The sequence below is a fragment of the Acidobacterium sp. FHG110202_01 genome, from assembly GCF_059115305.1.
Genome location: NZ_JBZYWJ010000002.1, coordinates 231061 through 244974, shown reverse-complemented (window position 1 = coordinate 244974; position 13914 = coordinate 231061). Strand labels below are relative to the sequence as shown.

Annotated in this window: 7 protein-coding genes; 4 read left to right on the top strand and 3 right to left on the bottom strand. The window is 55.2% G+C overall.

The window, feature by feature from the left end; genetic code table 11:
• Positions 1-58: 58 nt before the first annotated feature.
• Positions 59-3310 carry a carboxypeptidase-like regulatory domain-containing protein gene (locus AC5S16_RS04315; protein ID WP_493928798.1) on the top strand — a complete coding sequence of 1084 codons (3252 nt, stop codon included), beginning with the start codon at positions 59-61 and terminating at the stop codon, positions 3308-3310.
• Positions 3311-3982: 672 nt separating this feature from the next.
• Here the strand turns inward: AC5S16_RS04315 and AC5S16_RS04310 are convergent.
• From AC5S16_RS04310 to AC5S16_RS04300, 3 genes are all read right to left on the bottom strand, one after another.
• Positions 3983-4672, bottom strand: a complete 690-nt coding sequence (locus AC5S16_RS04310; RefSeq protein ID WP_493928797.1) for a helix-turn-helix transcriptional regulator — start codon at positions 4670-4672, stop codon at positions 3983-3985.
• Between the two features lie 11 nt (positions 4673-4683).
• A complete protein-coding gene (locus AC5S16_RS04305) occupies positions 4684-5061 on the bottom strand; it encodes a VOC family protein (protein WP_493928796.1) in 378 nt (125 codons plus the stop codon).
• Positions 5062-5168: 107 nt separating this feature from the next.
• Positions 5169-7307, bottom strand: coding sequence for an FG-GAP-like repeat-containing protein (locus tag AC5S16_RS04300; protein ID WP_493928795.1), 2139 nt, complete (start codon positions 7305-7307; stop codon positions 5169-5171).
• Positions 7308-7514: 207 nt separating this feature from the next.
• Between AC5S16_RS04300 and AC5S16_RS04295 the strand changes: the two genes are divergently transcribed.
• From AC5S16_RS04295 to treS, 3 genes are all read left to right on the top strand, one after another.
• Positions 7515-8501 carry a glycosyltransferase family 2 protein gene (locus AC5S16_RS04295; RefSeq protein WP_493928794.1) on the top strand — a complete coding sequence of 329 codons (987 nt, stop codon included), beginning with the start codon at positions 7515-7517 and terminating at the stop codon, positions 8499-8501.
• 116 nt (positions 8502-8617) lie between these two features.
• Positions 8618-10606: an alpha-1,4-glucan--maltose-1-phosphate maltosyltransferase gene (locus AC5S16_RS04290; RefSeq protein WP_493928793.1), complete on the top strand. Its 1989-nt coding sequence runs from the start codon at positions 8618-8620 to the stop codon at positions 10604-10606.
• A gap of 15 nt (positions 10607-10621) precedes the next feature.
• The gene (gene treS, locus AC5S16_RS04285) at positions 10622-13906 is read left to right on the top strand and encodes a maltose alpha-D-glucosyltransferase (protein WP_493928792.1); all 3285 of its coding nucleotides are present in this window, start codon (positions 10622-10624) and stop codon (positions 13904-13906) included.
• Positions 13907-13914 lie beyond the last annotated feature (8 nt).

Here is a 13914-nt window from a genome sequence, read left to right as displayed (position 1 = left end):
CAGAAATATGCAAGTCAGAATACACAGGCTTTTCTTGGCGTGTGTTTTCGCATGTGCGGTGTTGGTCATTTCCACTTCCGCTATTGCGCAGACAAGTTTCGGTCGAATTTCCGGCACCGTTTCCGCGCCTGATGGCAGCGTGCTCGCGGGCGCGCAGGTCACGGTCAAAAATGCCGACACGGAGTTAACGCGGCAGACCGTCACCGATTCGCAAGGGTTCTATGTTTTCACTGAGCTGCCCATCGGAACCTACAGCGTCGAGATCAACCAGTCAGGCTTCAGCAAATCAGCGCGCAGCGGATTGGGCCTGGTCGCCGATGGACGCGTGACAGCCGACTTCACTTTGGTCGTCGGCAGCACCAGCCAGACCGTCGAAGTTCAGGGAACAAATACTGAATCGCTGAATACAACATCAGGCGAGTTGTCGCGCGTCATCGATACCAAGCAGGTAGCCAATCTTCCACTCAATGGCCGCAATTACATTCAGCTGATGACGCTTGTTCCCGGGGCCGTAGTCACTAACCCTGACCAGTTCAGCGTGACCACGAGTCTTGCCGCGAACAATCAGAACCTCAATGGCAACCGCGCCGACAGCAACAACCTCACCATTGACGGCGGCTACAACATGCCTGCCGGCAGCAATACCAGCCTGATGAATAACATCAGCGCGGAGTTCATCCAGGAAGTCAAGCTGCAGACATCGAACTCCTCCGCAGAGTACGGACGCATGTCCGGTCCCACCTTCAACATCGTCACCAAGAACGGAACGAACCAGTTTCACGGCTCTGCATTTGAATACTTCCGCAACAACGATCTCGATGCGACCAACTACTTCGCCAAGAAAAATACGGCTCTGCACTTCAACGATTTCGGATACACTTTCGGCGGCCCCATCTTCAAAAACAAGCTCTTCTTCTTCGTAGGCGAAGAATGGAAGCGCCTGCGCCAGAACCAGACCACACAGCAGATGACCGTTCCCGACACCGCGTTTCAGAATGGCGACCTCAGCGCCCTGCTGCCCAAGACACAGCTCTTTTATCCGGGCACGAAGACTCCGATCCCCAATAACAACATCTCGCAAATGATCACTCCGGACGGACGGGCCATCGCCAACGTCTATGCCCTGATGGCGCAGACCGGAGCAGGATTTAACGATGCGAATGTAGCCAACAACGTGACGCTCAACCCTCTCAACCCTCTGAACTATCGCGAAGACATCGTGCGTCTCGACTACGTCTTCAGCCCCAAGAACTTCCTGTATGGCCGCTGGCTGCAGGACGCCAATACCCTCATCGATCCCTTCGGCACATTCTCGAATAGCGGCATCCTGCCTACCACTCCAACCACGCGCAACCGCCCGGGAGAGAGCATTCTTTTCGCCGAGACATGGATTCCGACGCCGAACTTTGTGAATGAGGCGCGTGTGAACACCAGCTGGGTGTCGCAAAACATCGTTCCTTACGGCACTGCGTGGCAGCGCAGCACTTACGGGTTCCAGTATCCGCTGCTGTTCGGCGGAGCGCGGTATCCAAACGGTATTCCTTATGTCACGATTACCAGTTTTGCCGGATTCCAGGGACCGAACTTTGCCCTGCATTCTCCCACTACTGACATTCAGTTTGCCGACACGGTTTCCTGGACTCATGGCGCGCATGTTCTCCGCGCCGGAGCAGTGCTGATCCGCGACCGCGTAGATCAGAACGGCCGTTCCTACTACACCGGCAACATCAACTTCAATTCCAGCGGCAACCCCAATACAACGGGCTACGCATTCGCCGATGCGCTGCTCGGCAACTTCAGCTCCTACTCTGAAGCCAGCGCCGACCCCACCGGATTCTTCCGCTTCTGGCAGCCGGAAGCCTTCGTGCAGGACACCTGGCGCGTCAATCCAAGACTGAGCCTCGATCTGGGCGTGCGCTGGCAGTACATGCAGTCCATCTACACCCAGGCCAACAACATGACCAACTTCGATCCTTCGCGGTTCGATCCATCGCAGGCCGTGCAGATTACGCATGACAGCAAAGGTCTGATCGTCCCCGGCTCCGGCAATCCTTATAACGGCTTGATTCGCGAAGGCAGCGGCGTTCCCAAGGACCAGGTCTCCCGCGTGCCCGGCGCCAACGGCTCGCTTTACTCCGTCATTCCCGCAGGCGCGCCGCGCGGACTCTATCCCGGATCGAACAATGTCGGCCCGCGTGTGGGCTTTGCCTACTCGGCAAGCGACAAGACCACTGTCCGCGGCGGCTTCGGCCTCTTCTACAACCGCGCTGAAGGCAACATCATCTTCTCGCAGGTAAACATTCCGCCATTTCTACAGATTGCCAACTACACCAACGGCAATCTTTCCAACATCACCGGAGGCTCCACGTCGCAGGCTCCTCTCGGCGGCATATCTGCAATCGATCCCCACCTCAAGAGCCAGACCATTGCGCAGTACAGCCTGAACCTGCAGCAGGAAATGCCCTGGGGCCTATTGACCGAGATTTCCTACGTCGGCACCGAAGGCCGCCACATGCTCCGGCAGCCGAACATCAACTACGCCGATCTCACGCAGGTTGCCGCCAATCCCAGCGTTTCTACCAACGCCTTTCTGCCCTACCCGGGATACACCTCCATCACTCAGGTACGGAGCGATTCCACTGCAAACTACAATGCGCTCCAGGCCTATGTCTCCAAACGCGCCGGCGCGTTGCAAATGACTGCCGGCTATACCTGGTCGAAAGCTTTGGCGGACTCCTCCGGTGAAGGCGACAACAGCGAGAACTGGACCGTGCGCCATTACAACTACGGCCCGACATCATTTGACCGCCGCAATGCCTTTTTCAGCACTTTTGTGTGGCAGATGCCGAAACTCGAAGGCCACAACTTCGCACTGAAGACAGCAGTCGGAGGATGGCAGTTGAGCGGCGTCGCCCGTCTTCAGTCCGGCCAGTACTACACCATTACCGGCTCTACTCCCACCGGAACGCGCCGCGCTGACTTTACCGGCGCCTCCAGCGTTGCACAGCAGAAGACCATCGGTCACTGGTTCAACACCGCTCCTTACACCGCTGCTCCTGCAGGCCGCTTTGGCACTGCCGGAACTGGCACAGTCGTCGGCCCGGGACTGGCATTGTTCGACGCGTCGCTCGGCAAGAACTTTGCCCTGACTGAACGGTTCGTCCTCAAGTTCCAGGGAGACTTCTTCAATGCGCTGAATCGCACCAACTTCAGCACGCTGAACACGAATGTCTCCAACACAAACTTCGGAACCATCTCCAGCGCCAACCCGCCGCGTCAGGTGCAACTAAGCCTGAAGCTCACTTTTTAAAATGTAAGATGGGGCACAGAACAGGGTGCCCCCATAGCTTGCCCTGAGCGCCGTCGAAGGGACCATAAGAGCGGATGTAGTGTGGGACCGGAAAGTCCGCGTGCAGCGCGCCGAATGTCTTCAATGCCTTGTCAAGCCCTCTACTTTAATAAAATCCCGTAACACTAACAAACTAAAGTAAAAATTCAAAGTAGAAAGTTGGCATAGTATTACGGCCAAAATTGATAAACTAAAAGTAGGGAAGAAAAAACCCGCCTTATGGGCGGGCTTTCATGTTTTTGGGAACAGATCTCCCACAGATGTCATCCTGAGCGAAGCAACGCGGAGTCGAAGGACCCTCACGAGCAGAAAAAACCTGCCCTGAGTGGATCGAAAAGCTCGTGGGAAGTCGGCCAGAGGCCGACGGGATGCATATCGAGACGCTACAGAGTATCGAGGACCACAAGTGTTCGGCTGCCTGCTTCCACGAATATACGGACATCCCTAAGCCCAAAGACCGCTGCCTGAGGACAACCAGAAAACAGACCCCCCGCTAAATACAAGAAAACACTAGAGTAGTGCACAAGCAATAGAAGAATCAATCACATAGCAGGGGGTCACCCCCTCGTAAGTCATTGAAAACAAATAAACCAACTGCTACATAGGGGGAGGGGGGTACCCCTGCCGAAGTTTCTATCCAGGCCGCTCTTCCCTTACCCTTCTCAGAAAATCAGCCAGTGTCTGCCCGGCCCGGGGAGTGAACACCTCCCCCAGGTTCTCAAGGTGCTGCATGCGGTCCACGCGGAAGCTGCGGAAGTCGTTGCGCAGCTCGCACCACGCCGCCAGGGTCCAGGTCCCTCCCCAGAAGTAGAGAGCCAGCGGATGAATCCTGCGTATGCTGGGCTCGCCATCCTCCCGGTTATAGGCAATCAGAACGATATGCCGTTCCCGTGCAGCAGCGTGCAGTGAGTCCAGCTTTTCCCGGAGTTTGGTCGAGACCCGGAATCCCGGCGCATAGAGCAGGACCTCATCGACCCGTTCGCGCACATCGACCGGAAGCACCGCCTCAATCTTGCGGATAGCGCGGTTGGCCGCCTCGGTAAGCTGCATGCCGCCCCAGGCCTGAACCATACGCGCGCCCAGAACGAGGGCAGCGATCTCTTCACGGTCAAACATCAGCGGAGGAATGTCGAAGTCCCGGCGCAGGGTATAGCCCACGCCCGCTTCGCCGGTAATAGGAACGTCGGAAAGCTGCAGGTCCTCCACATCACGGTAGATCGTTCGAGGAGAGACCTGCAGCTTCTCGGCAAGGCTGCGGGCCGTCTGAAGACGCCCGGAGCGCAGCAGTTGTACGATTCGAAAGAGCCGGTCGGCACGGCGCATACGCGACTATATTAAGCCGTCGCATGCAGTCCGATCCGGTTTCCTTCCGTATCGCGGATTTGTGCAACCCAGCCCACGCCGGGCAGGAAGTTCTTCGGCTCGAGGATGGCCCCGCCCGCGCTTTCGACCTGGCTGAGAGCGGAGTCGAGCTTGCCGTCGCAGTTCAGGTAGATCGTGACGCCATCTGACGATGGCTTAAGACCATCGCCATACGCAATGGCCCCGGAAACGCCGGGACGCTGATAGGGGAAGATAGCCAGGTTGGGCCATTCCGCTTCGTGGCGCAGAGCAACGCCCAGAATCGACTCGTAGAAGCGGATGGCTCGGGGAAAGTCAGTGGTTGGAATCTCAAACCAGACGATAGTGGAAGTGACGGTTTCTGTCGGCATGTGTCCTCTCCTCTAATGGACGAAAACAACGGATGAAAGGAGAGTACTGTGGCCCTGCTGACAACATGGTGTCAGCAGGGATGATCTCGTCCGGGAAAATACTCTGCCTATTGTGCCGCAGCTGTAGTGAATGTGGCCGTGGGAGAAAAAGCGGTCCAGTGGGTGCAGCCTGTGAAGTATGCAACCGACCAGGCCTGATAGTCATACGTAGTTCCCGGCTTCAGATTCGAAAGGACAAAGGAATGTGTCACCGATACCGGATTCACCCAGCTGGTTTTACTCCCAAAGGCGGTCGTGGTCCCATAGTTGACTCCGCCATAGGTAGCGGCATCGCTCGTCCAGCTGATGGTGGCTGAGTTCTGCGTGATATTGGACACAGTCACTCCACTGATCGTCGGCTGGACCGGCCAGTACCCGGCCGTCAAACTGATCTCGCAGGATTGGTAGCCATAGTAGTTGTTGTCTCCGCTGTAGCTGGCATAAACGTAGCTGGTATTGCCGGGATTGACGTTCAGAGCGGTTGCCGTAGCGGTAAAAGCGCCAAGGAAGATACTCGTGGTTTCGTCGGCAGTTTGGGTGAGTGCAACATCAGCTAAGCTATCACCATTAAAATCCGCGACCGCCAGGGAACCGGGAATGTTGAAGCCGTCCCAGTTAATCGGGAAGAGTTCTGCGGGCAGAAAGAGTCCCGGATGCATTGGATCTCCGGAGTAGATGGCTATGCCCGGGTAAGCATCAGGAATCGAGGCAGCGATATCGACTACTCCATCGCCATTGAAGTCTCCAGTGGCGATAGAGTTGAAATTTACATTAGGGGCCGGATAATTCACTGGGGGCAAGAACGTGCCTGGATGAGCTGGATCAGAAAGCAATATGTGCAGCATCTCCGCCCCCGACGTTAATTCAAAGCTTGCCACTGCAAGGTCTGGCAGCCCATCGCCATTAAGGTCTCCGGTTGCCACATAGTAAGGAGTGAATCCGGCTGAATATTGCACCTGGGTGAGGAAATTTCCTGGATGTGCAGGATCTCCCAGAAGGATGCTGATATTGTCGCTGTCACTGTTGCCTCCTAAGGCGAGATCAAGCACTCCATCGCCATTGAAGTCTGCTGTCGCTATGGACATCGGGTTAGCAGCGTTCAAAGGAATGACCTGCTGAGGCAGGAATTGCCCGGGATGTGCAGGGTCTGCAAGAAGGATGCTCAGGTCGCCACTGAAATAATTGGCTGCCGCGAGGTCAGGCAAACCGTCTCTGTTAAAGTCCCCCGCAACGACGCTATCCGTACCCAGATCAGTTGCATATGTAACCTGGGACAGAAACTGCCCCGGGTGCGTGGCATCCCCTAACAGAATGCTTACTGAGCCTGGACCAGTTACCTGGTTCTCATTCGCAACGGCCAGATCCAGAACGCCATCCCCGTTAAAGTCCGCTACTGCAATGGATATGGGCCAGACGCCTGCCGCATACGTCTGCTGAGGCAGGAACTGTCCGGGATGACGGGGATCTCCCAGTAAGATAGTTACCGATTCACCGACAAAGTAGTTTGCAATAGCGAGGTCCGGCACGCCGTCATGATTGAAATCGCCAACCGCAACCGCGTTTGGCCACGTGCCCGTGCTGTATACAACCGGTGCAGCAAAGCCGGATTTGAGTGTATAGCTGTCGAAAGAAGCGGATGCGATCTGGCGATTGGTCATGGCATCCAGAAAGGAAACAGTCCCGCTCGGCGGCGCAGGACCGGAGGCCGTGACGGACGCGGCAAGAGTGTAAGGAGCTGCATTGCCATATTTCGAAATAGTGGCTGTGCTGGGCAGGTGGCCCGTTACCTCGACAGTCTGGACTGCCGATTGTGACGTGCTGCCTGCATACGTCATAGTTCCCATGAATTTTGCATAGATGCCATGGCTGCCGGGGCCTAGCCTCAGTTTGATGCTGGCCGTTCCATTGCTGGTGAGTTGTGCAGAGCCAAGAATCGCCAGGTCCGTACATCTTGCAGCGGATGCGTTACAGAACAGGACTTGTCCAGGTGTCACCGGCGCGCCACTGGCCGTCACTGTCGCGGTCAGAGTAACAGAGGTTTGTAATTGCACAGTGGACGACGAAACTTGCATGACGGTGACTGTCGGAACCACTGCGGCGAGTGCGCGCTCCGCGTTCCATCCGCATAGCACAAGTAAATAAACAGGCGCGCGGCGAAAAATTACGCGCCGCAGGGAGTCAGACGAACAACCGAACTCTTTAAGCATGGGAACCTCCCGAAGGTGCGGTTCCTGACGGGGAGGAGGTGGAAAAGTTCAATTATGGGAGGGGCCGATCCTGGGAGGAACCGAACCGCAATGATACTAGCACCCTTTGACGTATTCTCTAGTTTATTAATCATGAATGTGCGCTAAGCATTGCCAAATCGGGATAAAAGGGCCATTTTGAGAGCGAACGGCTTATAATAGAGAGATATGCCGAAGTATTCCATCGTCGTACCGTTCCACAATGAGGAAGACAACGTGACCGCTCTCTACGACCGCCTGAAGGCCGTCATGGAGCAGGTGGGCGACAGCTTTGAGCTGGTCTTTGTCGACGACGGATCGAGCGACCGCACCTATAAGCTTCTTGAAGAGATCGCTGCGGTCGACAGCCGCGTGCTGGTGGTAAAGCTGCGCCGCAACTTCGGGCAGACCTCGGCGCTGGCCGCAGGGTTTGATCATTCCCAGGGCGATTTCATCCTCGCCATGGACGGCGACCTGCAACATGACCCCTATGAGATTCCCAAATTCCTGGGCAAACTCGAAGAGGGCTACGACGTGGTCAGCGGATGGCGGAAAGAACGCATCGACAACTTCGTGATGCGCCGCATTCCTTCGCGCTGCGCCAACTGGCTCATGGCGAAGCTCTCCGGCGTGGATATTCATGACTTCGGCACAACGTTTAAGGCTTACCGCCGTGAAGTGATCCACAACATCCCGCTCTACGGCGAGATGCATCGCTTCATCCCGGCGCTGGCATCATGGTATGGCGCCAGCATCTGTGAGATTCCAATCAAGAATGTGAATCGGGTGAAAGGGAAGTCCCACTACGGCATTGGCCGTACCTTCCGCGTCTTCTTCGACCTGCTGACGATTCGTTTCCTGCTCAAGTACATGACCCGCCCGCTGCACTTCTTCGGCAGCTTCGGAGCACTGAGCATGTTCTTCGGCGGAGCGGTTTCATTCTTCCTGCTGTTGCTGAAACTCTTCACCCATCAGCATGTGATGGACCAGCACGGACCACTGTTCGTGATTGCTGGTGTGCTGATTCTGGCCGGTATCCAGATGCTCGCCATTGGGCTGCTGGGGGAGCTGCAGGTTCGGCACTATCACACCAACACACATCGCGCTCCCTACGCCATCGACCGTCTGGTGCGGCTGCGCTCTCCGGAAGAGCCAAGCCTGCTGCAGGAAAACTAGCGGCAGATTCAAGTTCATCGCAACTTCTTAAATTTTTTCTTCATATTCGAAACGAACGCGTTTCGCTAATTTCGCATCTGTCTTGATTGTGTCTAGCTCAGCAAGACCAGTTCCGCATGACGAAACCAGCAGACGGAAGAAAGCGCGTTGTCATTGAGCACGTCGATCCAGAGATCGACGCAGGAAGATTCCCTATTAATCGTATCGTTGGTGATGTCGTCCAGGTTGAGGCGGACGTATTCGCCGACGGCCACGATCATGTGTCATGCCGGGCGCTTTACCGGTATGAGGACGAGTCCGAATGGCAAAGCGCCGAAATGCAGCCGCTCGGAAATGATCGCTGGCGTACTTCATTCCAGCTTACAAAAGCTGGATATTACGTCTATACCATTGCAGGCCGGATCGATCACTTCGACACCTGGCGCAGCGACATGGTGAAGCGTTTTGAAGCAGGGCAGGATGTGGGACTGGAGTTGCAGACGGGCGGTCTGCTGGTGGAACAGGCCGCCCGTCGCGCCTCCGGCCAAGACGCCACCCAGCTGAATAAATGGGCCAAGGCCTTGAAGGCGGCAAAGGAAGATGCCAAGGCTATTGCCCTCGATCCGGCACTCGCCACAATGATGGAGCAATATGCGGACACAGCTCTTGAAACACACTACGAGCCCCAGCTTCGTATCGAGGTCGACCGCGAGAAGGCGCGCTTTTCCAGCTGGTATGAATTGTTCCCCCGTTCGTGTTCACCCACTCCGGGCAAGCACGGGACCTTTCGCGATGTAGAAGCCCGTCTGGAATATGTATCGCGCCTGGGTTTCGACGTTCTCTATCTACCGCCGGTCCACCCTGTCGGGCAGAGTTTTCGCAAAGGGAAGAACAACTCAGTAACCGCCGAGCCCGGCGATGTCGGCAGCCCATGGGCGATTGGCGCGAAAGAAGGCGGCCACACTGCCATCCACCCTGAACTCGGCACTCTCGAAGATTTCCGCCGTCTGGTGGAGAAAGCGAAGAGCTGCGGAATCGAGATCGCGCTGGACATCGCGTTTCAGTGCTCGCCAGATCATCCCTGGGTGAAAGAACATCCGCAGTGGTTTCGCAAGCGTGCTGATGGTTCGATTCAGTATGCTGAGAATCCACCGAAGAAGTATCAGGACATTTACCCGCTCAACTTTGAGAGCGAAGATTGGACTGGCTTGTGGGACGCGCTGCGGGACGTCTTTCTGTTCTGGATCGAGCAGGGCGTGCGCATTTTTCGGGTCGACAATCCGCACACAAAAGCCTTTCCCTTCTGGGAGTGGGCGATTGGCGAGATCAAGCGCAAGCATCACGATGTGCTCTTTCTCTCAGAGGCTTTTACGCGCCCGCGGGTGATGGAGCGGCTCGCAAAGCTCGGGTTCACGCAGTCTTACACCTACTTCACCTGGCGCAATACCAAGGAAGAGCTGACCGAATATCTCGAGCAGCTGACGCAAACCCAGGTCCGCGAATACCTGCGGCCGAACCTGTGGCCGAATACGCCCGATATCCTGCCCGAGCCATTGCAGGTTGGTGGCCGGCCAGCATTCATCTCGCGTCTGGTGCTCGCGGCTACTCTGGGAACAAGCTATGGGATCTATGGACCAGCCTTTGAATTGCTGGAGAATGTTCCGGTAAAGGCAGGCAGCGAAGAGTATCTTAATTCAGAAAAATATGAATTAAGATCGTGGGACCTGGATGCGTCAAAAAGCATCGCGCCTCTGATTGCGAAGGTCAACCATGCCAGACGCGAGAATGGCGCATTGCAGACGAACCACGAACTGCGATTTCATGCGACGGACAATCCGTATCTGATTTGCTATAGCAAGAAGAGCATCGATGATACGAATACAGTTCTTGTAGTGGTGAATCTCGATCCGGTTTATAAGCAGTCTGGATGGGTGAACCTGGATATGGAAAGATTGAGTTTGAATCCGCATGAGCCCTTTCAGGTGCACGATCAGCTTACGGATCGACGCTTTTTGTGGGAGGGGCCGCGGAATTACGTCGAGCTTTCTCCGCATGAGATACCGGCGCACATTTTCCACGTATTGCGGAGAGTGCGTACGGAAAAAGATTTCGATTATTACTTATAAGAGCGGGCAGGAAAGATGAGCACGCATACGATTCCGCAGAGCAAAATGAAGCGTCCCGGCAGCGCCAGCGATCCTCTCTGGTACAAAGATGCGATTATCTATGAGTTGCACGTACGTGCTTTTGCCGACAGCAACAACGACGGCATTGGCGATTTTCCCGGCCTGATACAGAAGCTCGACTATCTGCAGGACCTGGGTGTGACCTGTCTATGGCTGCTGCCGTTCTTTCCTTCTCCGCTGCGCGATGACGGATATGACATTTCCGATTACATGACGGTGCACCCGAACTACGGCACCCTCGAAGACTTTCAGAAATTTCTCACGGCAGCGCATAATCGCGGATTGCAGGTGATGATCGAGTTGGTCATTAACCATACTTCTGACCAGCATCCCTGGTTTCAGCGTGCACGGAACGCGCCGTCCGGCTCGCCTGAGCGCGACTACTATGTCTGGAGCGATTCGGACAAGAAGTATCAGGACGCCCGCATCATCTTTACCGACACGGAGAAGTCGAACTGGACCTGGGATCCGGTAGCCAAGGCATATTTCTGGCACCGCTTCTTCTCGCATCAGCCGGATTTGAACTACGACAATCCGCTGGTACTTGACGAGGTGGTAAAGATCCTACATTTCTGGCTGGATATGGGTGTAGATGCGCTGCGCCTGGATGCGATTCCCTACATTGTGGAACGCGAAGGCACGAATTGTGAGAACCTTCCGGAGACACATGCGGTTATCAAAAAACTTCGCGCCGCTATGGATGAAGGCTATCGGGGCAGAATGATTCTCGCGGAAGCAAACCAGTGGCCGACCGATGTGCGTCCGTACTTTGGCGATGGCGATGAATGCCACATGGCCTTTCATTTCCCGCTGATGCCGCGCATCTATATGGCCCTGCGGCAGGAAGACCGTTTGCCTATTACCGAGATCATGGCACAGACGCCGGAGATTCCTCCGAATTGCCAGTGGGGCTTGTTTCTGCGCAACCATGATGAGTTGACACTCGAAATGGTGACGGACGATGAGCGCGATTATATGTACCTGGCGTACAGTGCCGATCCGCGCATGCGTGTCAACATCGGTATTCGCCGCAGGCTTGCGCCGCTGGTCGATAATAATCGCCGCCGCATTGAATTGCTGAACAGTCTGTTGTTCTCATTTCCGGGAACGCCCATTCTCTATTACGGTGATGAGATTGGCATGGGCGACAACATTTATCTTGGCGATCGAAACGGCGTGCGCACGCCCATGCAATGGACAGCGGATCGCAACGCAGGGTTTTCCCGCGCGAACCCTGCGCAGCTTTACAGCCCGGTGATCATGGACCCGGTGTGGGGATATCAGGCCATCAATGTAGAGGCGCAGCACAGCGATCCTTCATCGCTTCTGAACTGGATGCGCAACATGATTGCGCTGCGCAAGCTGTTTCGCGTCTTTGGCCGGGGAACACTGAAGTTTCTTCCTTCCGCTAACAGAAAAGTCCTGGCTTATGTGCGGCAGGATGATGGCCAGAGCGTATTGTGTCTTGCGAACCTTTCACGCTTTGCTCAGCCGGTGATGCTTGATTTGTCGGAGTTTGACGGTATGCTGCCGGTTGAGATGCTGGGCTATGTCGAGTTTCCGCAGATCACAACCGCTCCATATTCGCTCACGCTGGGACCCTATGCATTTTTGTGGTTGGAATTACAGTCCGCGCTGACGCCATTGGAAGATGATGTAGATACGCAATCTAACCTCATCGAGATTGGAAAAGAGAATGATTGGCAGGCTGTCTTCACGGGAACAAATCTCGATCGGATGCGAAATTCTATTTTGCCCGACTTTATTGCCGGGCAGCGATGGTTTGGCGGCAAGTCGAAGCAAATACGGTCAGTTGCTATTACTGACTGGTGCGTTTTCGATGAGGGCAAGTCGGCGTATCTTGTAGTTGCTGTGCGATACGACACAGGTGCGGAGGAGTCGTATCTGATGCCATTGACGCTGCTCTTCGGAGATGAGGCCGAGCAGGTGCAGGCGATGCAGGCAAATGCAGTTGTAGCTCCAGTTCGAAGTGCCCGCAGAGAAGGCGTGTTGTGCGATGCGTTGATGAGCGAGAGTGCATGCCAATCGCTGCTTTCGTTGTTACGCAATGAGGAAATGTGGCAAGCCGGTGAAGGAACCATTCGTGGCACCGCCAGCAGTGCACTGCCCACAATGATCGGGACAGAGAATGCTGCGCTTTCTGCGCGGAAGAGCTCCGCGGAGCAGAGCAATTCTTCCATCTTCTTCGGCGATCGCCTCATTATGAAGTGTTTTCGCCGACAGGACCCCGGCCCGAATCCTGACATGGAGATCGGAAGATTTCTTACTGAGCGCACGTCTTTCCAGGCTGTTGCTCCATTTGGTGGATCCATCGAATACTGCTGCAACGAGCAGCAGCCTTCCACCCTGGCCATGCTGCAAGCCATGGTAGCCAATCAAGGTGATGGGTGGAGTTGGACGCTTGACGAACTCGACCGCTATTACGAATACTGCGCAGCTGCCTCCTCCGAGGCTGCAGTTCGTGAGTACCTGAGAGATTATGTGGAAGCAGTTCGCACTCTGGGGCGTAGAACTGCCGAGATGCATTGTGCTCTGGCTTCTGCTACAGATAACCCTGATTTTGTTCCGGAAACCATGACTCTGCAAGATGTAGAAGAACTGAGCAAGGAATTTGCCGGACATGCTGCCAACGCGATTGAAACACTGAAAGTGCACCTGGCACATCTGCCTGATGATGCCGTGGAACTCGGAGGCGTTGTCGTAGGCCGCCGCCGGAAGATTCTTGCCCGTTTTAACGGATTAGCAGCCGTGAACTCTCAACTCGTTCGCACGCGTATTCACGGGGACTATCACTTGGGGCAAGTGCTTTGCGTGGGCAGTGATTTTGTCATTCTGGATTTTGAAGGAGAGCCGGCACGCTCGCTTGCTGAACGGAGAAAGAAGCAGCCCCCTCTAAAGGATGTTGCCGGAATGCTTCGGTCTTTCAGTTATGCTGCTTATTCTGCTCTGACGAAATACACCACGAGGACGCATGCAGATTTTCAGAAGATGGAAGTATGGGGAAAACTATGGGAGGCCGCAATTTCAGATGAATTTCTGCGTGCTTATATATCGGCCTCTGATGCTTCTGCAGTCGTGCCCAGGAACGCTGATGACTTCCGTCTTGTGCTTGAAACATATGTTCTCGACAAGGCATTGTATGAGCTTGGCTACGAGTTGAATAATCGTCCGGATTGGGTGCGGATTCCGTTGGCAGGCATTGTGTCACTGCTGTCGTAACTAATAAA

Excerpts from the sequence above, each read along its gene's own strand:
- AC5S16_RS04310 (WP_493928797.1), bottom strand. The coding sequence starts at position 4,672 with ATGCGCCGTGCCGACCGGCTCTTTCGAATCGTACAACTGCTGCGCTCC.
- AC5S16_RS04305 (WP_493928796.1), bottom strand. The coding sequence starts at position 5,061 with ATGCCGACAGAAACCGTCACTTCCACTATCGTCTGGTTTGAGATTCCA.
- AC5S16_RS04300 (WP_493928795.1), bottom strand. The coding sequence starts at position 7,307 with ATGCTTAAAGAGTTCGGTTGTTCGTCTGACTCCCTGCGGCGCGTAATT.
- AC5S16_RS04295 (WP_493928794.1), top strand. The coding sequence starts at position 7,515 with ATGCCGAAGTATTCCATCGTCGTACCGTTCCACAATGAGGAAGACAAC.
- AC5S16_RS04290 (WP_493928793.1), top strand. The coding sequence starts at position 8,618 with ATGACGAAACCAGCAGACGGAAGAAAGCGCGTTGTCATTGAGCACGTC.
- treS (WP_493928792.1), top strand. The coding sequence starts at position 10,622 with ATGAGCACGCATACGATTCCGCAGAGCAAAATGAAGCGTCCCGGCAGC.